The 21,096-nt window shown below is 68.6% G+C and carries 17 protein-coding genes and 1 pseudogene; 8 read left to right on the plus strand and 10 right to left on the minus strand.

Going from position 1 to position 21,096, the window contains the following annotated elements:
• Positions 1-100: 100 nt before the first annotated feature.
• Positions 101-1,075, minus strand: a complete 975-nt coding sequence (locus E3T23_RS00510) for an FAD-dependent oxidoreductase (RefSeq protein ID WP_134368468.1) — start codon at positions 1,073-1,075, stop codon at positions 101-103.
• A 150-nt stretch (positions 1,076-1,225) separates the two neighbouring features.
• Between E3T23_RS00510 and E3T23_RS00515 the strand changes: the two genes are divergently transcribed.
• Together E3T23_RS00515 and E3T23_RS00520 are read left to right on the plus strand one after the other, a co-directional pair.
• On the plus strand, positions 1,226-2,068 hold the full coding sequence (locus E3T23_RS00515) for an NAD-dependent epimerase/dehydratase family protein (protein ID WP_134368469.1): 843 nt from the start codon (positions 1,226-1,228) through the stop codon (positions 2,066-2,068).
• Between the two features lie 79 nt (positions 2,069-2,147).
• Positions 2,148-3,860 carry an alkaline phosphatase D family protein gene (locus E3T23_RS00520; RefSeq protein WP_134368470.1) on the plus strand — a complete coding sequence of 571 codons (1,713 nt, stop codon included), beginning with the start codon at positions 2,148-2,150 and terminating at the stop codon, positions 3,858-3,860.
• A 144-nt stretch (positions 3,861-4,004) separates the two neighbouring features.
• Here the strand turns inward: E3T23_RS00520 and E3T23_RS00525 are convergent, their stop codons facing one another.
• On the minus strand, positions 4,005-4,637 hold the full coding sequence (locus E3T23_RS00525) for a histidine phosphatase family protein (RefSeq protein WP_134368471.1): 633 nt from the start codon (positions 4,635-4,637) through the stop codon (positions 4,005-4,007).
• Between the two features lie 114 nt (positions 4,638-4,751).
• Between E3T23_RS00525 and E3T23_RS00530 the strand changes: the two genes are divergently transcribed.
• Together E3T23_RS00530 and metH are read left to right on the plus strand one after the other, a co-directional pair.
• Positions 4,752-5,078 carry an antibiotic biosynthesis monooxygenase family protein gene (locus E3T23_RS00530; protein ID WP_134368472.1) on the plus strand — a complete coding sequence of 109 codons (327 nt, stop codon included), beginning with the start codon at positions 4,752-4,754 and terminating at the stop codon, positions 5,076-5,078.
• Between the two features lie 82 nt (positions 5,079-5,160).
• On the plus strand, positions 5,161-8,775 hold the full coding sequence (gene metH, locus E3T23_RS00535) for a methionine synthase (RefSeq protein ID WP_134368473.1): 3,615 nt from the start codon (positions 5,161-5,163) through the stop codon (positions 8,773-8,775).
• Here metH and E3T23_RS00540 read toward each other — a convergent pair.
• The 3 genes from E3T23_RS00540 to E3T23_RS00550 are packed head-to-tail and all read right to left on the minus strand — an operon-like array spanning position 8,663 to position 12,095.
• Positions 8,663-9,550 carry an ECF transporter S component gene (locus E3T23_RS00540; RefSeq protein ID WP_134368474.1) on the minus strand — a complete coding sequence of 296 codons (888 nt, stop codon included), beginning with the start codon at positions 9,548-9,550 and terminating at the stop codon, positions 8,663-8,665. The two genes, metH and E3T23_RS00540, sit on opposite strands and share 113 nt — an antisense overlap.
• Positions 9,547-11,556, minus strand: coding sequence for an ATP-binding cassette domain-containing protein (locus E3T23_RS00545; RefSeq protein WP_134368475.1), 2,010 nt, complete (start codon positions 11,554-11,556; stop codon positions 9,547-9,549). The genes E3T23_RS00540 and E3T23_RS00545 overlap by 4 nt, the downstream gene beginning before the upstream one ends.
• Entirely contained in the window at positions 11,556-12,095 is a 540-nt protein-coding gene (locus E3T23_RS00550; RefSeq protein WP_134368476.1) for a hypothetical protein, read from the minus strand. Before E3T23_RS00550 ends, E3T23_RS00545 begins: the two co-directional genes overlap by 1 nt.
• 172 nt (positions 12,096-12,267) lie before the next feature.
• On the opposite strand from E3T23_RS00550, the gene E3T23_RS00555 reads away from it, so the two are divergent.
• Entirely contained in the window at positions 12,268-13,509 is a 1,242-nt protein-coding gene (locus E3T23_RS00555; RefSeq protein ID WP_241977477.1) for an alkaline phosphatase PhoX, read from the plus strand.
• A 17-nt stretch (positions 13,510-13,526) separates the two neighbouring features.
• Here the strand turns inward: E3T23_RS00555 and cls are convergent, their stop codons facing one another.
• Positions 13,527-14,996, minus strand: a complete 1,470-nt coding sequence (gene cls / locus E3T23_RS00560) for a cardiolipin synthase (RefSeq protein WP_134368477.1) — start codon at positions 14,994-14,996, stop codon at positions 13,527-13,529.
• An 80-nt stretch (positions 14,997-15,076) separates the two neighbouring features.
• Positions 15,077-15,544 carry an Lrp/AsnC family transcriptional regulator gene (locus E3T23_RS00565; RefSeq protein WP_134368478.1) on the minus strand — a complete coding sequence of 156 codons (468 nt, stop codon included), beginning with the start codon at positions 15,542-15,544 and terminating at the stop codon, positions 15,077-15,079.
• 125 nt (positions 15,545-15,669) lie between these two features.
• On the opposite strand from E3T23_RS00565, the gene E3T23_RS00570 reads away from it, so the two are divergent.
• Complete coding sequence (locus tag E3T23_RS00570) at positions 15,670-16,701, plus strand: ornithine cyclodeaminase (protein WP_134368479.1); 1,032 nt, start codon at positions 15,670-15,672, stop codon at positions 16,699-16,701.
• A gap of 5 nt (positions 16,702-16,706) precedes the next feature.
• Positions 16,707-17,657 carry a citrulline utilization hydrolase CtlX gene (gene ctlX, locus E3T23_RS00575; protein WP_198416154.1) on the plus strand — a complete coding sequence of 317 codons (951 nt, stop codon included), beginning with the start codon at positions 16,707-16,709 and terminating at the stop codon, positions 17,655-17,657.
• A gap of 19 nt (positions 17,658-17,676) precedes the next feature.
• Here the strand turns inward: ctlX and E3T23_RS00580 are convergent, their stop codons facing one another.
• From E3T23_RS00580 to E3T23_RS00590, 3 genes are read right to left on the minus strand one after another with little or no spacing between them, the layout of a single operon-like run.
• On the minus strand, positions 17,677-17,850 hold the full coding sequence (locus E3T23_RS00580; RefSeq protein ID WP_241977478.1) for a hypothetical protein: 174 nt from the start codon (positions 17,848-17,850) through the stop codon (positions 17,677-17,679).
• Positions 17,851-17,910: 60 nt separating this feature from the next.
• A complete protein-coding gene (locus E3T23_RS00585; RefSeq protein ID WP_134368481.1) occupies positions 17,911-19,350 on the minus strand; it encodes a glycosyltransferase family 2 protein in 1,440 nt (479 codons plus the stop codon).
• Positions 19,351-19,359: 9 nt separating this feature from the next.
• Positions 19,360-20,178 carry an alpha/beta fold hydrolase gene (locus tag E3T23_RS00590; RefSeq protein WP_134368482.1) on the minus strand — a complete coding sequence of 273 codons (819 nt, stop codon included), beginning with the start codon at positions 20,176-20,178 and terminating at the stop codon, positions 19,360-19,362.
• Positions 20,179-20,397: 219 nt separating this feature from the next.
• Here E3T23_RS00590 and E3T23_RS00595 point away from each other — a divergent pair.
• Positions 20,398-21,096, plus strand: a pseudogene (locus tag E3T23_RS00595) (hypothetical protein); the annotation flags it as partial.

Consider the following 21,096-nt stretch of genomic DNA (forward strand, 5'->3'; position numbering starts at 1 on the left):
GGGGCTCGTGGCGCAGGGTGTGGAAGCGGGCGCAGCCTGGAACGTGCGCCTGCTTCTACAAGGTGCGCCGCGACGGATGCGGGTGCCGGGCCCAGGCGGGCTAGGCGAGGGCCCGGGCCACGTCCAGCCCGGAGCGCACGGCCCGGGCGACCCCCGACGGATGCCCCTGCAGCTGTCCGAAACCGTCTCCCGCCACGAAAATGCCCGGCTGGTCCTCGCTGCGGGAGAACGTGGCATCCGAAACCGCACCCACCGCATTCGCGTACCGCCAGCGCTTCAGCTCCGAGTCCACGACTCGCAGGCCGGGCCGGAGCCGGATCAGCTCGGCCAGCAGGGCGGCCTGCGAGAACGTGGCGTCCGCATCCCACGTCGCCTCGCTCCAGAGAGGGCTCGCGAAGACTTCGAGCCACACCCGACGGGCATCGCCCCTGTGCCTGACTCGAACCGTCTCGATGACCCCGTCAGAGGCCGGACGAATGCCGAGGTTATCCTCCCCGACACCGCTCCCGACACCGCCCCCGACGCCATCGACGACGCCATCGACGACACAGAGCAGAACGGCCCGCTTGTCGTAGACCACGTCGAGCAGCCCGGGCGCCACCGCGAGCCCAGTACTGCGGAGGATCTGCACGCTCTGCGGAACGGGCGCGGTGAGCACCACCGCCCGGCCCACGAACGGTGCCCCCGAGGCGTGCGGCACGACGTGGATGAGTCCGGAATCCTTCACGGCGAGGTGGGTGACGAACGTGCGCATGAGCGTCGTCCCGGCCGCCCACCTCGTAGCGATGTCGCCGACGGGCACGTCGAAAATCCAGTCCGCGTGGCCTTCGAACACGGGCGCAAACCGGGCGCCGGTCCGTCGGGTGATCTCGCGGGTGACCTCGTCGTCGTGGCTTCGAACCGTGTCAACGGAGGGGTTCAGCAGCGTGCCGCCGAGCGGTCGGCCGCCGAGGCGCCCGCCCGGCCGCGAGCCCTTGTCGAGGAGGAGGACCGCCCGACCGTACTCCTGCAGGTGCCGGGCGATCGTCAGCCCGCACACGCCGGCACCGACCACGACGACATCCCACGTTTCCATGCCTGGAGGCTAGTGCACGCGCTGTGCACGTGCTGTGCACGCGCCGTGGCACGCGGAGTGGCACGTGCAGGGAGAGCGCCGGCACCCGGAGCGCAGTCGTACGCTTGTTCAGTAGTAGCCACACGCAACGCCCACGAAGAGGAGTCCCGCATGAAGATCGTCGTCACCGGTGGAACCGGAAAACTCGGCCGGACGGTCGTGAAGTACCTCGTCGCCGAGGGCCACGAGGTGCTGAACCTCGACCGCGACGGTGCCCGCAGCCCGGATCTGGTCGTCGTGGACCTCAAGGACTACGGCCAGGTGGTCGACGCGGTCCTCGGAATCGATGACCGCCACAGCGGCTTCGATGCCATCGTTCACCTGGGCGCGATTCCGGCCCCCGGCCTGGTTCCCGACGTGGCCACGTTCCACAACAACATCCTCTCCACCTACAACGTGTTCCAGGCGGCCCGGCGTGCGGGCATCAAGAAGCTGGTCTACGCCTCCAGCGAGACCGTGCTCGGCCTGCCGTTCGACATCGACCCGCCCTACATCCCGGTGGACGAGGAATACCCGGCCCGCCCCGAGAGCACGTACTCGCTGGTGAAGCACCTCGAGGAGCAGATGGCGATCCAGCTCACCCGGTGGGATCCCGAACTCAGCATCACGGCCCTGCGCTTCTCCAACGTGAAGGACCCGGAGGACTACGCAGCCTTCCCCGCCTTCGACGCCGACGCCACCCTGCGCAAGTGGAACCTGTGGGGCTACATCGACGGCCGTGACGGCGCCCAGGCCGTGCTGCGGGCCCTGGAGAACGCGAAGCCGGGCTTCGAGGCGTTCATCATCGCCGCCGCCGACACGGTGATGAGCCGGCCCAACGCCGAGCTGGCCGCCGAGGTCTTCCCCGGCGTGGAATTCCGGAAGGTCGGCGACAACGACACCCTGCTCTCGATCGACAAGGCCAGGCGGATGCTGGGCTACGCGCCCCAGCACAGCTGGCGCGACCACGTGTAGCCCTCGTCCTTGAAGCGGGAGACCTCGGGCGGGGAGACCGGGGGGAGCGGTAGACGCGGCGGAGCGGTAGAACTACAGCATGACGACTACGCCTCTGGTGCTGGGCCCCATGTTGCGATACGTGGACGCGGTGTCGGCGAGTGTCTGGGTCGAGACCCGGGATGCGGCATCCGTCGTGGTCGACGCCGGAAACCGTTCGTGGACGGCGCGCACCTTCGCCGTCCACGGCCACCACTACGCGTTGGTACACGTGGACGGCCTGCACCCCGGCACCGCCACGCCCTACACCGTGTGCATCGACGGGGCGGCGGTCTGGCCCGCCGCCGACTCGGTCTACCCGGCCTCCGTCATCACCACGCTGACGCCGGGAGCACCCCTACGGCTGTCCTTCGGATCCTGCCGCACCAGCGTGCCCCACGACCGGGCGGGCAACCGCACGCACGGGGTGGATGCCCTCCGGGCCTTTGCGCTGCAGATGGCGGACGACGACGGCCTCTCCTGGCCGCAGCTGATGCTGTTCCTCGGCGATCAGGTCTACGCGGACCTGACCAGTGCGGCGATGCAGGATTTCATCCGCGCCCGTCGTGACATCAAGGCGCCTCCCGGCGAGGAGCTGGCGGATTTCGAGGAATACGCGCAGCTCTACAACCTGGCCTGGTCGGACGAGGCCAACCGGTGGCTGCTGTCCACCGTGCCCATCGCGATGATCTTCGACGATCACGACGTGCGCGACGACTGGAATTCGTCACTGAGCTGGAAACGCGAGATGGAAGCCACGACCTGGTGGCACGGACGGATCGTTGCCGGGTTGGCCTCGTACTGGGTCTACCAGCACCTCGGCAATCTCTCCCCGGCGGAACGTGCCGCTGACGAGGTGTGGCAGGCGATCGCGGCGCATGATGGCGCCGAAGAACTCGACCTCAGCGCGATGCTCGACGGGTTCGCCGAACGCTGCGACCGGGAGCCGACCACCTATCGGTGGAGCTATTGCCGTGACTTCGGGGAGGACCGGCTGATCGTTCTCGACTCCCGTGCGGCGCGCGAACTCGATCCCCGGCGGCGTGCGCTGGTGAACGAGGAGGAGACGGCCTGGTTCGACGAACGGATGCAGGGCGGGTTCCGGCACCTGGTGGTGGCGACCTCGCTACCGTTCCTGCTCCCGCCCGGACTCCACCATCTGGAAGCCTGGAACGAGGCGATCTCCGAGGGAGCCTGGGGCAGGCTCGCCGCCCGCGTGGGTGAACGCCTGCGCCAGGCCCTCGACCTCGAGCATTGGGCTGCATTCCAGAGGAGCTTCCGTCGTGTGGCGGACATCTCCACCGCCGTCGCGGACGGCAACCGGGGCGCGGCCCCGCAGACGGTGACGTTCATCTCGGGTGACGTGCACTATTCCTACGTATCGGAGGTGGAGAGAACCTCGGGGAGTCGCATCATCCAGGCCGTCTGTTCGCCGATTCGCAACCCGCTGCCCATCCTGCTGCGATCCTTTTCCGCCGTGCTGTCCTACGGGGTGTCCACGCGTCTGAGCGCGCTGCTGTCCCGGTCGGCGCGGGTTCCTCCTCCGCCCTTCCGCTGGTCGGGCATCACCGGCCCCTGGTTCGACAACTGTCTGGCGACCCTCTCAGACACTCCCGATGGGCTGAGGCTCACCTGGGTATCCGGAGTTGTTGACGGCGGTGATCCGTTGCATCCGACGGTCACCGAACGCGCCGCGATCACGGTGGCCCCGCGGACCAGCGGCTCAGGGGGAGCGGCTACCGAGAACGGCCCCGAACCAAGGTCTGAGGCATGACACCGGATGCCCTCGCCGAGTATTGCCTACCACCTCAACAAGAAGCACTGGGTCACGATCGTGCTGGACGGGCACCGTGACGACGCCCTGGTCGAGTAGCTCCTGCGGCCCAGTGCCCTGAGCCAACGTCATGGCTCAGTACACCTAGAGCGCCAGCAGCTGCGGTCCGCCGGGTGCGCCCACGCTGAGGCCGGCCCACGATACGAGGGTCCAGCCGGCTTCGGGGGAGCCGGACAACTCGACCAATCCCGTGTTCTCGAGATCGGTCGTGCCCGCGAACAGGGGTGACACATTGTTGGCCCGGGCCGCGGTCCACACGCGGATCGCGGCGCCGTGGCTGAACACCGCCGCCGTGTCGGCACCGGCGGCGGCCGTGGCGATATCCGCGTCGAACCGGGTGAAGAAGCTGTTTCCGTCCAGGCCTTCGGGCATTCTGGCCGTGAGGTCGCCGGTGACCCAGGCCAGAACGGTCTCAAAGTAGGTGTGAACGGATGCCCGGTCGCTCCGTCCCTCGAGTGCCCCCGCTTCGATCTCGTGCAGCCCGGTGGCCACCTGCACGTCGAGCCGCCGGTCGGCCGCCAGCGGCCCTGCCGTGAGCTGGGTGCGCACGAGCGTCGACGCGAAGATGGCGTCGATGGACTCGAGGCGCAGGGCATCCGGAACCACCGAGGCCTGCCGGGAGCCGAGCTCGGTCAGTCCGGGCCCGGGGTGAGCGGTGTCGAGCTGGCCGAGCACATTGGCGGGCGTCTGGCCGTGGCGGATCAGGAAGAGTCGCATGGTCCCCCCAGCATAGGCATCGCGGTCGGCGAGCGTCCGCAGGGTGAGGTCTCCGCAGCCGAGGGTGACAGCATGGGGGGAGCAGGCAGAGCATCCACGAGAGGGAGAAACCCCATGACGATCATCAAAATCAACGCCATCACGGTACCCGGCGACAACGGCGACGAGCTGGCCCGCCGGTTCGCCGCCCGAGCCGGTGCGGTCGACGACCGACCGGGTTTCGAGGGTTTCGAACTGCTCAAGCCCACGGATGACCGCAGCACCTGGCTGGTCGTCACCCGCTGGGCCGACGAAGAGTCCTTCCAGGCCTGGCTGACCTCGCCGTCCTTCGCGCAGGGTCACCGCGGCGACGCCCCCACCGATGGTGAGGCGCCGGCGCGGCCCGTGGGCATCAGCAGCGAGCTGTGGTCCTACGAGATCGCCGGCGGCTCGCCGGCCTGACGCAGTCGCGTCCCCTGCCGTGCCCGAGGCCACGGCGCGTAACACGGAGCTGCGCGGCGCGAGGCCCGGTTAAGCTGGGCCGATGAGCGAACCCCGTGCACACGACGCCACGCAATCCGACGCCGTGCGCCCGGTCCGCGCCCAGGCCCTGCTGGACGCGCTGGCCAAGCGGGTCGTCATCGCCGACGGCGCCATGGGTACCATGCTGCAGGAACACAACCCCACCCTCCAGGACTACCAGCAGCTCGAGGGCTGCAACGAGATCCTGAACGTCACCCGGCCCGACATGATCGAGGCCATCCACGATGCCTACCTCGAGACCGGCATCGACGCGGTGGAGAGCAACACCTTCGGCGCGAACTGGTCGAACCTCTCCGACTACAACATTGAAGACCGCATCGAAGAGCTCGCCCGCCGGGGAGCGGAAATCGCCCGGACGAGCGTGGACGCCTTCGAGGCCCGCGACGGCCGCATGCGCTGGGTGCTCGGCTCGATGGGCCCCGGCACAAAACTGCCGAGCCTCGGCCACACCACCTACGCGCACCTCAAGGCGACCTTCGCCGAGCAGGCGCGGGGTCTCATCCGCGGCGGCGCCGATGCCTTCCTGATCGAGACCTCCCAGGACCTGCTGCAGACCAAGTCCGCCGTGAACGGGTGCAAACAGGCGATTGCGGAGACGGGCATCCGTCTGCCGATCTTCACCCTGGTCACGGTCGAGACCACCGGCACCATGCTGATGGGCAGCGAGATCGGCGCGGCGCTCACGGCCCTCGAGCCGCTCGGCATCGACGCGATCGGCCTCAACTGCGCCACCGGACCGACCGAGATGAGCGAGCACCTCCGCCACCTCTCCAAGTACTCGCACGTTCCCGTCATGTGCATGCCGAACGCCGGCCTGCCCCAGCTGACCGCCACCGGGGCGAGCTACCCGCTCACCCCCGACCAGCTGGCCACGGCGCACGAGCAGTTCGTCAAGGAGTTCGGCCTGGGTCTGGTCGGCGGATGCTGCGGCACCACCCCCGCGCATCTGAAAGCCGTCGTCGACCGGCTCCGGGGCACGCCCGTTCTGGCCCGTCGGATCGAGGAGGATCCCGGCGTCGCCAGCCTCTACCAGCACGTCAGCTTCGACCAGGACGCCGCGTTCCTGGCGATCGGGGAACGCACCAACGCCAACGGGTCCCGGGCGTTCCGCGACGCCATGCTCGAGGAACGCTGGGACGACTGCGTCGACATCGCCCGCGCGCAGGTGCGGGACGGCGCCCACCTGCTCGACGTCTGCATCGACTACGTCGGACGGGACGGCGTCGCCGACATCCGCCAGGTGGTCTCCCGGCTCGCCAGCGCCTCCACCCTGCCGCTCGTCGTCGACTCCACCGAGCCCGCGGTGCTGCAGGCCGGCATGGAACTCATCGGCGGCCGCCCGGTCGTCAACTCCGTCAACTTCGAGGACGGTGAGGGCCTGGGCTCCCGCTTCGGCCGCATCATGCCCTTGGTCAAGGAGCACGGCGCCGCCGTGATCGCCCTGACCATCGACGAGGAGGGCCAGGCCCGCACCGCGGAGCACAAGGTGCGCATCGCCACCCGGCTGGTCGAGACCCTCGTGCATGAGTGGGGCATGCGGGTCGAGGACATCATCGTGGACGCCCTCACCTTCCCGATCGCCACCGGCCAGGAGGAGACCCGCCGGGACGGGATCGAGACGATCGAGGCGATCCGCCGGATCAAGGCCCTCTACCCGGGCATCCACACCACCCTCGGGGTCTCGAACGTGTCGTTCGGCCTGAACCCCGCGGCCCGGTCGGTGCTCAACTCGGTGTTCCTGCACGAGGCCACCGAGGCCGGGCTCGACTCCGCGATCGTCAACTCGGCCAAGATCGTGCCGCTGGCCTCCGTGCCGGACGACCGGCGCAAGGTGGCGCTCGACCTGGTCTGGGACCGCCGCGAATACGACGCCGACGGCAACCTCAGCTACGACCCGCTGGCGGCCCTGCTCGACCTGTTCGCCGGGGTGGACTCGGCCGCGCTGAAAGACGAGCGCGCCGCCGAGCTCGCGGCCCTGCCGGTGGGCGAACGCCTCGAGCGCCGCATCATCGACGGCGAGGCCAAGGGGCTCGAGGGTGACCTCGACCTCGCGCGCGCCGGCGGGCAGAGCGCCCTCGACATCGTCAACGTGCACCTCCTGGCCGGCATGCAGGTGGTGGGCGCCCGGTTCGGCAGCGGCGAGATGCAGCTGCCGTTCGTGCTGCAGTCGGCCGAGGTGATGAAGACCGCCGTCGCGCTGCTGGAACCCCACATGGAGAAGACCATGGCGGCCGGCAAGGGCACGATGGTGCTGGCCACGGTCCGCGGCGACGTGCACGACATCGGCAAGAACCTGGTCGACATCATCCTGACCAACAACGGCTACGACGTGATCAACATCGGCATCAAGAAGACGATCACCGAGATCATCCAGGCGGCCGAGGAACACAATGCAGACGTGATCGGCATGAGCGGGCTACTCGTCAAGTCCACCGTGGTGATGAAGGAGAACCTGCTCGAGCTGAACAGTCGCGGGCTGGCCGGCCGGTGGCCGGTGATCCTCGGCGGCGCGGCCCTGACCCGGGCCTACGTCGAGGAGGACCTCGCCGAGCTGTTCGAGGGAACCGTGCGCTACGCGCGGGATGCCTTCGAGGGCCTGGCGCTGATGGAACCGCTGGTCGCCGTCGCCCGGGGCGCCGACCCGGCATCCGTGGGTCTGCCGCCGCTCAAGAAACGCATCCACAAGCGCAGCCTGCTCACCGTTACCGAACAGGGCGCCATGCCGGCCCGCTCGGATGTGGCCACCGACAACCCCGTACCCGTGCCGCCGTTCTGGGGCACCCGCATCGTCAAGGGGATCGCCCTGGCCGAGTACTCCGCGTTCCTCGACGAACGGGCCACGTTCATGGGGCAGTGGGGTCTGAAGCCCGGCCGCGGTGACGACGGCAGGAGCTACCAGGACCTGGCCCTGACAGAGGGCCGGCCCCGGCTGCGCTACTGGCTCGACCGCATCCTCGGCGAGGGAATCCTCGACGCCTCCGTCGCCTACGGCTACTTCCCCGCCCACAGCGAGGGAAACGACCTGGTCGTGCTGCACCACGGCGACGACCCCGCGGGCGTGCTGGGCGTGCCCGGCCTGCTCGCCCCCGACGGCGGCTCGGGCGGCGCCGTGGGGAGCGAGCGCCTGCGCTTCTCCTTCCCCCGCCAGCGCCGGGACCGGCACCTGTGCCTGGCCGACTTCGTCAGGCCGCACGGTTCAGGTCAGACGGATGTCGTCGCCCTCCAGCTGGTCACGGCCGGCGCGAACGTCGACACGGTCACCGCGAAGCTCTTCGCCGAGAACAGGTACCGCGACTACATGGAGCTGAACGGGCTGACCATGCAGCTCACCGAGGCGCTCGCCGAATACTGGCACTCCCGGGTGCGGGAAGAGCTCGGCCTGGGCGCCGAGGACCCGGCCGAGCTGGCCGGCATGTTCAAGCTCGAGTACCGCGGCGCCCGATTCTCGCTCGGCTACCCGGCCTGCCCCGAGATGGAGGACCGCCGCAAGGTCGCCCGGCTGCTCAGGCCCGAGCGGATGGGCGTGGTCCTGTCGGAGGAGCTGCAGCTGCACCCGGAGCAGTCGACGGATGCGTTCGTGTTCCACCACCCGGAAGCGAAGTACTTCTCGGTGTAGCGGTTCTGGCTGGCGCCGGCCTGCTCGCCCGGCCCAGCTTCGCCCGGCGCAGCGCGGCCAGGGCAGCCGGGCCCACCAGCACGATCCCGGCCGTGGTGGTGATGGCGCGCACGGTGTCCCAGGTGAGCGTGGAGGTCACGAGTGTGTACAGGGCGAAGGATGCGAGGTTCTCGCCGAACGGGGCCGCCGCCGCATAGGAGATGTCGGTGCCCGACCCCACGGCGAACGGCCAGAACCAGAGATTCATGACGAGTCCGAACAGGTACGACGCCACGATGCCGTAGGCCGCCAGGGCCGCGATTTCGAGCCGGACAGATCGGATGCGCGGCAGCAGCGCCGCCCCCGCTCCCACCCAGCCGCAGGCGAACATCTGGAACGGGGTCCACGGGCCGAACCCACCCCACAGGACCGAGGACACCGCGATGGTGAGCAGGCCGAGCAGGAACCCGAAGCGGGCACCGTAGGCGCGCCCGGCCAGGATCAGCAGGATGAAGACGGCCTCGACCCCGCCCACCCCGGTGCCCGCGATCCGCACCGCGGCGCCGACGGCGGAGAGCACCCCGAGCAGGGCCACGGTCTTGGCCGTGTACATTTCCCGGTCGAGGGTCAGGGCGAGGGCCACGATCAGGGCCGGCACGAGGGCGAAGGCCACGATCGGGGCGGCCGCCTGGGCGTGTTCGGGCAGCGCCGAGGCGAAGAACGGCCAGGCGAAGCCCGCGGCGGCGAGGAGGCTGCCGCCGCCGAGCACCCAGGCCGTCCAACCGGTGCGCCTCATGGCCGCACCGGTTCCGGTTCGGCCCGGAGACGACCGGCGGCCAGGACGACCGTCCTCGTCGCCAGGGACCGGGCGAAGTCGCGGTCGTGGGTGGCGAACATGACCGCCGTGGCGGCATTCGACGCGCGGAGCAACGCGGCGGCCACCAGCATCCGGGCCCCCGGGTCGAGGCCGCGCGTCGGTTCGTCCACCAGCAGCACCCGTGGCTCGGCGGCCAGTTGGATGGCCATGACCAGGCAGAGGCGTTCGCCGGCCGACAGGTCACGCGGATGCCGCCGCATCAGGTGCGCCGCCTCCAGAACGGTGCCGAGCCCGAGCAGGGTCGCGAACCGCACCGCGGTCCCGGCCTCGGACCCTGTCCTGGTCCCGCTCGCGGCCGTCAGCCGGCGGTCGGCCCGGCGGCACTCCGCGGCCACCGTGACGGCGAAGAGCAGGTCGTCGAAATTCTCCGGAACCAGGGCCACGGCCGTGCGGCGATCACGGGGGCGCAGCTCGGCCACGTCCCGTCCGGCCACGATCACGCTCCCGCGCACCGCCGAAAGCGCGATCGCGCGAAGCAGGCTGCTCTTGCCCGCGCCATTCCGCCCCGCCAGTGCCACCAGGTCGCCGGCCGAGAGGTCGAGCGACACGTCGTCGACCACACGCTCGGTCCCGTGCAGAACGGTGAGGTGACGGATGCTCGCGAGCGGTCCAACAGGCGCGGCGGCGGCCAGGATCACGGTGCTCCCACCCGGCAGCGCCGCAGTCTCCGCCCCGGCCGGCGCACGCGGCCGCTCGCCGGGGCCGAATGCATGCACGCGCGCCCCACGGAGCTCGAGCCAGGCATCCGCCGCGCCCACCCACTCCCGGGTGTTGTGCTCGGCGACCACGACGCACACCCGGGCCCGGTGGGCCAGGCGTTCGAGCACCCGCACCACGCGTTCCCGGGCCGGGGAGTCGAGGTCGGCCAGCGGCTCGTCCACGAGCAGCAGGATCGGCCGGTTGATCAGGGCGGCGCCGATGGCCACCAGACTGGCCTCGCCGGCCGAGAGCGCTTCGATGCCGCGGCCGAGCAGGTGGGAGATCTGCAGGAGCTCGGCCACCTCGTGCACCCGCTGTTCCACGATCAGGGGGGCGACGCCGCGCACCGCGAGGGCGAAGCCGATCTCATCCTGCACGGTTTCGGCCACGAACGAGAGCCGCACGTTCTGGGTGACGAGTCCGACGAAGCCGGCCGTTTCCCGCGGGGGAGTGGCGGCGCGGTCGGCGCCGCCCACCTCGATCCATCCGTGCTGGCGGCCGTCGTCGAAGTGTTGGAAGAGCCCGCTCATGCTGTGCAGCAGGCTGGTCTTGCCCGATCCGGTCGACCCGACGATCACCGTCAGCGTGCCGGGCGCCAGGTCGAGGGTGAGCCCCCCGAGATGCCAGGCGTGCTCGTCCCCGCCGGGGCCCTCGAAGCCGAGGGCGGCATCCGTCATCACCACGGGCCTCGCGCACACGGCGGGGGCGGCCCGCGTGGCGGCGAACCCGCGCACTTCCATCGACGCGGCCAGGCAGAGCGCCCGCTCCACGGTCTGTTCGAAGACGGGCACGAGCAACGACGGCGTCGACCGTTCGCCGCGCAGTGTGCCGGCCGTGCGCACGCGGCGCACCGATTCGATCAGTGCCGGGAACGTCGCCCAGGCGATCACCAGTGACCGCGACAGGGCGCGGAGCGGGCCCCGGTTGGCGCCGCGGGCGAAGAAGCGCCGCACGTCCACGAGCGCGTTGAGCACCCCGAACCCGAGAATCACCAGGGCGACGGGCAGCGCGCTCAGGGCCGCCTGTGCGAGGCCTCCGGTGGTGACGGGTCCGAGCAGCGCGATGTGGTGAAACGGCCCGCCGAGCGGCAGGCGCGGCAGGTCGAGCAGCAGCAGGCCGCCACCGGATGCCCCGCCGAAGGCCACCCGGTAGAGCACCCGGAAGCCCACGAACGCCACGGCGAGCAGCGCCGCCGCGCGCAGAGGAGCAAACCGGAAGCGGAACACTAGCGTCCGGGGGTGGGCGTCTCGGTGCCGGTCGTGAAGACGAGTCCGACGGACTGGCCCGCCTCAAGCTCCAGGCTGCCGAGGCCCTTTTGGGCGTACTCCCAGTCCGCGTCGGCGGTGGGCTTGATCCAGAGCGCCCAGTAGGCGGCGGCGGCGGGCATGGACTGGCAGGATTCGATGAAGGGGGGCTCGCCCGCCACGTCGATGGTTTCGTCGGCGGCCGGGCGGTCATTGACACGGCAGACCACCTGGTCACCCCACTCCAGGGTGCCCTCGGTCGTCACGCCGGAGGTCTCCATAACCGTGCTCGCCGCGATCGTCTCGGCCGCGCCGGTGTCGACGCAGTCCGTGATGCCGGGGGTGTCGAGCGCGCCGAAGTCGACGACGACGCTCACGCCGGCACAGGACCCGTCGGCGGGAGCCGGCGTGGCCGTGGCGGAGGCGGCAGGGGTGCCGTCGGTCTCGGGAACGCCGGTGGCGCATCCGCTCAACACCAGCGCCCCCATCAGGGTCAGGGTGGCGAGTGCAGTCAGCTTCATGCGCTCAAGAATACCGAGCGCCTAGCGCCCTCCCGTCTCTGTTACGCGCCGCGACCGGGGCACCGGGTGTTCACCGGGCCGACACCCGCTGGAAACCGAACGACCACCGCCCGCCAGACGGCTCGAATACGGTCGATGGCGATTCACCCACACCTCACGAAGGAGTCGCACCGTGCGTAACAAGATCGCCGTCTTTGCCATCACCGCCACGGCCACTGCCACCGCAGTCGTCGGCATCGCCCCCGCCGCGCTCGCCGCGAGCGGTCCGTTCGATTTCGTGCCCCTCGCCGGTTCCGCCTACGGCATGGGCAGCACCGACTGGACTCAGCCGTACCTGGTTCCGGAGGGCTTCACCCAGACCCTCGTTCAGGACGAGACCGTGCTCGACGTCTACCCCGGCGTCGACGACCTGCACGACATGAACACGCAAAACGAGACCGGTGTCCAGGCCGGCCGTTACCTCTACAACACCTACGAGGTCGGCGCGAACGGCGCCGTGGCCGTGACCGATCTGAAGACCGGTGCGACCCGTCTCATCGCGCAGAACGTGGACTGGAACCGGCTCGACGGCATCCGCTGGACCCCGTGGGGCAGCCTGCTCGTCACGGAGGAGACCACCGGCGGCAAGGTCTTCGAACTGTTCCTGGCGAAGAACGACCCGACCACGGTCGAGCGTATCGAGGAACGCACCGAGCTCGGCGCCCTCCGCCACGAGGGCATCGACGTCGCGGCCGACGGCTCGGTCATCGTCATCGACGAGCTCAACGGCGGCTCGATCTTCAAGTTCGTGCCGACCGTTCGCGGCGACCTGTCCACGGGACAGCTGCACGCCCTCAAGATCACCGGGCTGACGGATGCCGCGCAGAAGTGGAACCCGGCCACCTTCACCGAGAAGGTGGGCGCCTTCGAATGGGTGGCCCTCGACCAGGCGCAGGTTCGGGTCGACGCGGATGCCGCGGCCAACGAGGTCGGCGCCACCGAGTTCGGCCGCCCGGAAGACGTCGAGATCATCGGCCAGACCCTCTACGTGGCCAACACCTCCGAGGAGCGCGTGGTCGCGATCGACCTCTCGAAGCTCACCGTCAGCAGCTTCGTCGAGGCCGGCGTGAACGTGCCGGTCGAGGACAAGGCCGCCGGGGTCAGCGGGTTCAACAACCCGGACAACCTGGCCGAGGGTCCCGACGGCGCCCTCTGGATCACGGAAGACAACAGCTTCAGCGACATCTTCCGGGCCGGCAAGGATCTCGACCGCGACGGAGCGTCCGACAACGTCGAACTCTTCGCCTCCCTGACGGACGAAGGTGCCGAGACAACCGGGATTTACTTCGGCAAGAACCCGAAGGAGCTGTTCGCTTCGGTGCAGCACCCCGACAAGGACCTCGCCGACGGCATCTGGAAGATCACGCGAGACTAGTCACACGCGGAGGCAGGCTATTGCAGGGCCGAGGTCAGCCGGGCGAGGCCGTCGAGCACGGTCTTGCTGCGGGGCTCGTTGTTCCAGTCCATAAGCGTCAGTTCCCGGCTGATCTCCCGGTAGCCTGCCTCCACCTCCCGCATCTGGTCGACGAACGTGCGTCCGCGCACCATCAGGGAGACCTCGAGGTTGAGGGTGAACGAACGGATGTCCATATTGCTCGACCCGATCACGGCCACATCGTCATCGATCGAGAAATGCTTGGAATGCAGAATGTACGGCGCCGGGTAAAGCCAGATCCGCACTCCCGCCTCCAGAAGCGCCCCGTAGTAGGAGCGCTGGGCGTGGTACACCGACGCCTGGTCGCCGATCTCAGAGACGAAGAGCTGCACGTCGAGGCCCCTCTGGCGTGAGGATGTGATGGCATACATCATCGCCTCGTCCGGCACGAAGTACGGGCTCGTGATGATGATGCGCTCCTGCGCGGAGTACAGCAGCGCGAGAAAGAGACGCAGGTTGTTCTCGCCCTCGAAGCCGGGGCCGCTGGGCACGACCTGGCAGTCCAGCGCCTGTGCGGATGTGTCCCTCAGCACAGTGTCGGGAGGCAGGCGTTCGTTCAGGAGGTCGTCCGTTTCGCTGTACCAGTCCGAGAGGAAGACCGCGTTGATCCCGCCGACCACGGGCCCGGTCACCCGCGTCACCAGCTCCTGCCATTGCAGGCCGCGCTTGAGGTTCCTCTCCGCGAGGTAGCTGCGGTCGATCAGATTCTGCGAGCCCATATACGCCACCCGGCCGTCGACGACGACGATCTTGCGGTGGTTGCGCAGGTCGGGGCGCTGATACTTGCCCTTGAACGGTTGCACGGGGAGCAGGAAGGTCCACTCTGCTCCGATCCGGTCCAGCTCGGCGAACGTCTCCTTGTGGCCGACGGTGCGAATGGATGCCACGTGGTCCAGCAGGACCCGCACCCGCACGCCGCGCTTGACGGCCGTTTCCATGGCCGCGAAGAAGTGCTTCGTGGTGTCGTCGAACGAGACGATGTAGAACTCCACGTGCACGAACTCCCGCGCGGTGTCGATGTCGGCGGCCATCGCGTCGATGGAGGCGTTGTAGTCCCCGATCAGTGCCGCGTGGTTGCCTCCCACCATGGGCACGGCGCCCAGGTGGCGGTTGAGCGCGACCACCCTGGCGAACCACGGCGGCCAGGAGTCCCGGTTGGAGACGAGATCCGTCGTCGGGGCAGCGTCGGAGATCATCGTGTTGATCTCCTGCTGCTTCTCCCGGCGTTTCCGGGGCAGCTTGGGGCTCCCGAGCAGCAGGAAGAAGAAAATCCCCACGAAGGGGATGAAGAAGATGGCCAGCAGCCAGGCCATCGCCGCCGTCGGTTTGCGATCGCGGGGAATGATGATGAGCGCCGCGATACGGATGGCCAGGTCGACCAGCAGCAGGATCGCGCTGACCAGAATGGTTGTGTCTTGTGGGTCCATTGTCTGCACTCTCCCCAGGCCGTGGCGTCGAAAAGCTGCCATGAATGTAGCGCGGGTGAGGCGTTGAGGTGCAGGTCGGCTCAGTTCCGAGACAGCCCGCGGGTCCCCGGCAGATCTTCGCTAGACACCGAGCTGAGCAGCAGGCTCGTCTCGCTGTTCAGCACGCCCTCGATCGAGCGCACCTGCCCGAGCAGCCGGTCGAAGTCGGCCAGGGTGTCGGTGCGCAGCTCGGCGACCAGGTCCCAGCCGCCGTTGGTCGAGTGCAGGGCCTTCACCTCGGGAAATCCGCGCAGCGCGTGGATCACCTTCGTGATCGCGCGGCCCTCCACCTCGATCAGGGTGATCGCCCGAATGGAGTTCGGGTCTCGGTCCTCCCGGATCCGCACGCCGAAGCCCACCACTGTGCCCGAATCGGTCAGCCGCTTGAGCCGGCTGTTGATGGTGGACCGGGTCACCCCGAGGTCGCGAGCCAGGCTCGCCACGGGCTCGCGACCGTTCACGCGCAGGGCGGACAGGAGGCGGCGGTCGAGATCGTCGAGGGGATACATTGCTCATAGTGTATATATGCCTTGTGCATAATGTGTGATCTTCTGGTCAGATTGCGGCAGAAAACAAATGGTGACCGCACATCGCCCATGCATAAGGTTGAAACCCTGATCGAGGGGAGACGCACGTGGTGCGCTTTGTAGACGTAGGAAACATCAACCGCTGGGCCGCCGACACGGGTGTGGAACGCATCCTGACCGACATGGTGGAGTACCTGGAGCGCGACTTCCGCCGCTGGCCCACCTTCGACAAGGCGCCGCGCGTGGCCAGCCACTCTCCGCTCGGCGTGATCGAGCTCATGCCCACGAGCGACGGCGTCACCTACGGCTTCAAATACGTCAACGGACATCCGTCGAACCCGTCGCGGGGTCTGCAGACCGTGACCGCGTTCGGCGTGCTCGCCGACGTGCAGAGCGGCTACCCCACCTTCTGGTCCGAGATGACCGTGCTCACGGCCTTCCGCACCGCCGCGACGTCGGCCATGGTCGCCCGGGCGCTGGCCCGCCCCGACGCCCACACCATGGCCATGATCGGAACCGGCACGCAGTCGGAGTTCCAGGCGCTCGCCTTCCGCGGGCTTCTCGGCATCAACCGGCTGCGCGTCTGGGACACAGACCCCGACGCCATCGCCAAATTCGTGCGCAACCTGGCTCCGCTCGGTTTTGAGATCGTCGTCGCCACCGGGGCGACGGATGCCGTCACCGGCGCCGACATCATCACCACCTGCACCGCGGACAAGGCGAACGCCACCGTGCTCACCGACGCCATGGTCACCCCCGGCGTGCACATCAACGCCATCGGCGGCGACTGCCCGGGCAAGACCGAGCTCGACGCGGACATCCTGCACCGCGCCGACGTCTTCGTGGAGTTCACCGCGCAGACCCGCATCGAGGGTGAAATCCAGCAGATGCACCCCGATTTCCCGGTCACCGAGATCTGGCAGGTCCTTCTCGGAGAGGCTGCCGGGCGCACCTCAGCCCAGCAGATCACGGTCTTCGACTCCGTCGGCTTCGCCATCGAGGACTTCTCGGCACTCCGTTTCCTGCAGGATGCCGTCGACCGGACCCCGTTCTACACCGACATCGACCTCGTCGCCGACCCCGACGACCCGAAGGACCTGTTCGGACTGGTCACCGCGGGCGCGCCCGTACTCGTCTGACCCCGGTGTCCGTCCAGGCACCGTCGGCCGTGGTCCTCATCCGGCCGCATTTCTTCTCGCCGAACCCGGAAACGGCCCACGACAACGCCTTTCAATCGAGGGATGCCGGGCATGACGCGGCCCTGGTGGCCGAGGCGGCCTACGCCGAGGTGACCGAGGTGGCCGGCACCCTGGAGGGGCAAGGAATTGCGGTGCACCTGTTCGACGACGACGGACCGGGTCGCCCCGACAGCGTGTTCCCCAACAACTGGATCTCGACCCACGCCGGGGGACACGTGGCGCTCTATCCCATGCACGCGCCGAACCGGCGCACCGAGCGCCGGGGCGACATCGTCGAGATGCTGAAGCAGCGCTACCGTGTGCAGGACGTCGTCGACTATTCCGGGCTCGAACTCGACGACGTCTTCCTCGAGGGAACCGGCGCGATGGTGCTCGACCATGCGGCGCGGATCGCCTACGTGGCGCGGTCGCGGCGGGCCGACCCGATCGCGCTCGAACGGTTCTGCACCAACTTCGGCTACGAGCCCATCGTCTTCGACGCGTCCGACGAGAACGGCACCCCGATCTATCACACCAACGTCATGATGTGCGTCGCCACGGACTTCGCCCTGGTCGGGCTCGACCTGATCGAGTCGCCCACCCGGCGCAGCCACGTCGTGGAGCGCCTGGCCTCGCAGGACCGGCAGGTGCTCGCCCTCGACCGAGACCAGATCCGCAACTACGCCGGCAACGCCATCGAACTGCACGGCCGGAACGGTCGGATGCTGGCGCTCTCCCGCCGCGCCCTCGCCAGCCTGTCCGCACAGCAGCGCCGGATCATCGAGCAGAGCTGCACGATCCTGCCGCTCGACGTGCCCACGATCGAACTCGCCGGCGGCTCAGTGCGGTGCATGCTCGCCGGGATCCACCTCGACCGTCGTGCTGCGCTGAGCCCTCAGGCGGCCGCGGCCGCCTGAGGGCTCCGGCGTGCGAACGCTAGAGGCGTTCGTCCGGATGGATGCTCCTGGTTGCAGCCCGGCGGTTGCGTCCGCGAAACCAATCCGTGGGGTGCACCTTCGGGAGGATCTTCGCGACCGCGAGTGCGGCGAACATGACCGTATTGATGGCGACGAACGCCGCAAGGATGGCGAATTCATCCGATTGAAGCACCGTTGACGGAAGGAGGATTCCGACCGGAACCAGGGCGTGGGGAGCACCAACCACGATGGATCAGGCCACCCTTCGCAGTTCGTCGTGGGGTGCGGAGTTGACGACATGGCCCCACTGTGCCTGCCGGCCCAGGGTGATGTCGATGATCCCCTTGACGTAGACGACGTCCAGGAACACATCGAAGATCAGCTCGGGGAAAAGCGTGAGCGCCAGCAGGCGTGCCCGTAGGCCGCCCGCCCAGACCGACACGACACGTTCGGCGATGAAAACGAGACCGAGACCCAGCCAGAACGGAAACCAAACCCACGAATCGATCGCCAGGAGCGTCACGAGCACGAGCAGCAGGAACGCGCTGAGCGCGATGACGCTGTAGCCCAGGCCCAACTGCTGGGCCCAGTACCGGAAGGTGGACGGTGAGACGCCGTACGCCCCGATGTTCTCCAACGCGCCCCGTTGCCAGCGCAGGCGTTGCACCCACAGAGTGCGAACGGTTGGCATTACCTCGGTGACGACCGTGCACTCCGAGGGAGAGATGATGAGCGCGCCCAGCGACTTCAGGGCAATGGTGAGCTCGTTGTCTTCCGTGAGCGCAGCCGTGTCATAGACCTCCCCGCTGGCACCGGGAATCGTGTCGCCGCGACTTTCAGCCACCGTACGCAAGGCGACGGGCCGGAATAGGGAAGCGGTGCCCGTGAGAACGAAGACGTGGCCCCGGCGACGGCGAATGTCACGGGAGTACCGAATGTACTCGTTGCGCTGGAACTGACCGAGTAGCCCGGAACCTTCCTCGCCGTAGAACAACCCGCCGACCGCCATCAGCGCACGATCGCTGGTGAAGCGACGGACGGCGGCTTCCAGGAAGCCGTCGTCGAGACGTGTGTCGGCATCCAGGACCATGATGAGGTCGTTGTCGCCCTGGCCCGGTAGGAGCACCTTCAGGATCTGGTTGAGCGCCCCGGCTTTCTTGAATGTGTTCCGGCGAGATTCGAAGATCTCCACCCCCAGCGATCGGGCAATGTCGACGGTCCCGTCGGTGCAGTTATCCGCCACGACCACGACGCGTTCCGGGCGGTGCGACTGGGCGAGCAGCGATGAGAGTGTCGCGAAGATCGAAGCCTCTTCGTTGTGCGCGGGCACCAGAACGGTGACGGTGACGGCGCCGGCGAAGACTCCGCGCGTTCGTGCCATCACGATTCCCGCCGAGAGGGGAGTGGTGCGCTGGTTCAAGGACCGACGAGCCTTGCTGGACGTTCCTCGTTCGAGCATTGCAATTCCTGCGGCGAAGAGGAAAGCCAGAGCGACGGCGCCGAGGATGATCCGCGGCGTCGGTGCCGCCAAGTCATAAAGCACCCGCCACATTCCGAGCACCAGCCCTTGGGAGGGCATTTCGCCCGCCGTCGGCGTTCCGGCGGCGACGACAAACCAGAGGAGGGCAGCTGCACCTCCAGCCACAAGCCCGATGACGACGCCGACGCCGCGATCGAAAGTCTTTGCCCCCATGAGCGCAGGTTAGCAGAGCAGGGGGACCTCGACCCTCCCGCTGCCGACGCTGCCGCCGCGGAAGAATTCGATCGCGGCGTCCCGGAACGCGCGCGACGTCGGGGCATTGAAGTGGTTGCGCCCGGGGATCTCGAAGAATCCGCCGTTCGGCGTGGCCGCGGCGAGCGCCTTCGAGGCCTCGAGGATACCGTCCTTGCTCCCGGTGGCGAAGAGCACGGGCTGCGCCGGTGCGTTCTCGGGCCCGGGCTGGGGACCGCCGCGCATACCCTCGACGAGGGCCACGAGAGCTTTGAGGTCGTTGCCGGGCAGCGCGCGCGCCATGGTCAGGTACGCGCCGGTGAGGCGGTCGTCGACCTGGGTTCCGTGCTCGATGTGAGCGCGGGCATCCGTCACCTTGAAACGTTTGAGGGGGTCACCGTCGGGGATGCCGCCGAGCACGGCCCGCGAGATGCGGCCCTCCAACTCGCGGGCGGCCTGCCAGCCCACGCGGGCGCCGAGGGAGTACCCGGCGTAGGCGACCTCGTCGAGCAGGTAGGCGTCGAGCACCTGAAGCACGTCGTCGACCAGAGCCTCCATCGTGTAGTCGGCGGGGGAGCGGGGTTTGTCGCTCAGGCCGTGCCCGCGCTGGTCGATCGCGATCACGTGGAAGCCGGCGCGGAGGAGATCGCGTGTCCAGCCGGTGACGTGCCAGTTGGCGAGCGCGCTGGAGGCGAAGCCGTGCACGGCCAGAACGGTGGGTGCGCTCTGATCACCGAATTCGTAGGTTGCCAGGTTGACTCCGTCGGACGAATAGACGAAGCGGTGCGGTGGTGCGGCGCGTGTTGACATCACGGACCATTGCACCATGAACACTGGGATCCGCGCCCACCAGATCGCCATTTAGACAATCCCACCACCCCGCGTTGTCAGCACTTTGCCAGCTGTAAATGAGGATTTATACAGAAAGCGCGGGCAGTCTTGCAACTTCGCCCGGCCGGGACCCCGGCCGTGGAACGTTGAACAAGAACCGCGAGCGCAGCCGCACGAGCGTTTCGCACTGTGAAAGTTATGCCAAACTCTGATTCGTATTCCTCCCTGTCCGACCTTTTTCCCAGTTCCACCCCTGATTCAAACACCTCACCGATCGGTGCGAAAACCGTGATCGGCACCGACAACGGGTTCCCCCGCCACCAGGAAACGCGTCGCGGCCGGGGGCACAACGGCCTGCTGGTGGCCGGCGCCATCATCGCCGTCGGCGCCATCGTGGGAAGCGGATTCTCCGCTCAATCCGCCTCGCAGTCCGCGGCGGCCGCAGAAAAAGAGAGCCTGGCCGCCACCGTTGCGCTGGCCACGACCGGCGGCCCGCACCCCGAGCAGTCGGGCAGCCTGGACAGGGTCGTCTCGGCCCACGCCTCCGCGAGTGCGCGCACCGCCCTCACCGGCGCCAACAGTGTGATCGCAGCAGCGCAGGGCAAGACGGATGCGACGGCTCTCTCGAGCACTGTCGCCGCGCTCAGCGACTACACCCTTCTGGCCCCCCAGCGAACTTTCGATCTCGTCGAACAGGTCACTGCCGAATCCGAGGTCGTGAAGACTTCGACTGCGGAGGTCGTTCGCGTGGCTGCGGAGCAGGCTGCAGTTGCGGCCGCGGCTGCCGCGGCCGCGCAGGCGCAGGCTGCCGCGGATGCTCAGGCGGCGCAGGCTGCCGCTGAGGCTCAGGCCGCCGCGCAGGCGCAGGCTGCCGCCCAGGCCAAGCCGGCCGCTCCG

This window comes from Cryobacterium cheniae (assembly GCF_004403395.1).
In the GTDB taxonomy this organism is placed as follows: Bacteria; Actinomycetota; Actinomycetes; order Actinomycetales; family Microbacteriaceae; genus Cryobacterium; species Cryobacterium cheniae.

What these genes read in the sequence shown, in the direction of transcription:
- E3T23_RS00510 (WP_134368468.1), bottom strand. Translation starts at nt 1,075, where the DNA reads ATGGAAACGTGGGATGTCGTCGTGGTCGGTGCCGGCGTGTGCGGGCTG.
- E3T23_RS00515 (WP_134368469.1), top strand. Translation starts at nt 1,226, where the DNA reads ATGAAGATCGTCGTCACCGGTGGAACCGGAAAACTCGGCCGGACGGTC.
- E3T23_RS00520 (WP_134368470.1), top strand. Translation starts at nt 2,148, where the DNA reads ATGACGACTACGCCTCTGGTGCTGGGCCCCATGTTGCGATACGTGGAC.
- E3T23_RS00525 (WP_134368471.1), bottom strand. Translation starts at nt 4,637, where the DNA reads ATGCGACTCTTCCTGATCCGCCACGGCCAGACGCCCGCCAATGTGCTC.
- E3T23_RS00530 (WP_134368472.1), top strand. Translation starts at nt 4,752, where the DNA reads ATGACGATCATCAAAATCAACGCCATCACGGTACCCGGCGACAACGGC.
- metH (WP_134368473.1), top strand. Translation starts at nt 5,161, where the DNA reads ATGAGCGAACCCCGTGCACACGACGCCACGCAATCCGACGCCGTGCGC.
- E3T23_RS00540 (WP_134368474.1), bottom strand. Translation starts at nt 9,550, where the DNA reads ATGAGGCGCACCGGTTGGACGGCCTGGGTGCTCGGCGGCGGCAGCCTC.
- E3T23_RS00550 (WP_134368476.1), bottom strand. Translation starts at nt 12,095, where the DNA reads ATGAAGCTGACTGCACTCGCCACCCTGACCCTGATGGGGGCGCTGGTG.
- cls (WP_134368477.1), bottom strand. Translation starts at nt 14,996, where the DNA reads ATGGACCCACAAGACACAACCATTCTGGTCAGCGCGATCCTGCTGCTG.
- E3T23_RS00565 (WP_134368478.1), bottom strand. Translation starts at nt 15,544, where the DNA reads ATGTATCCCCTCGACGATCTCGACCGCCGCCTCCTGTCCGCCCTGCGC.
- E3T23_RS00585 (WP_134368481.1), bottom strand. Translation starts at nt 19,350, where the DNA reads ATGGGGGCAAAGACTTTCGATCGCGGCGTCGGCGTCGTCATCGGGCTT.
- E3T23_RS00590 (WP_134368482.1), bottom strand. Translation starts at nt 20,178, where the DNA reads ATGTCAACACGCGCCGCACCACCGCACCGCTTCGTCTATTCGTCCGAC.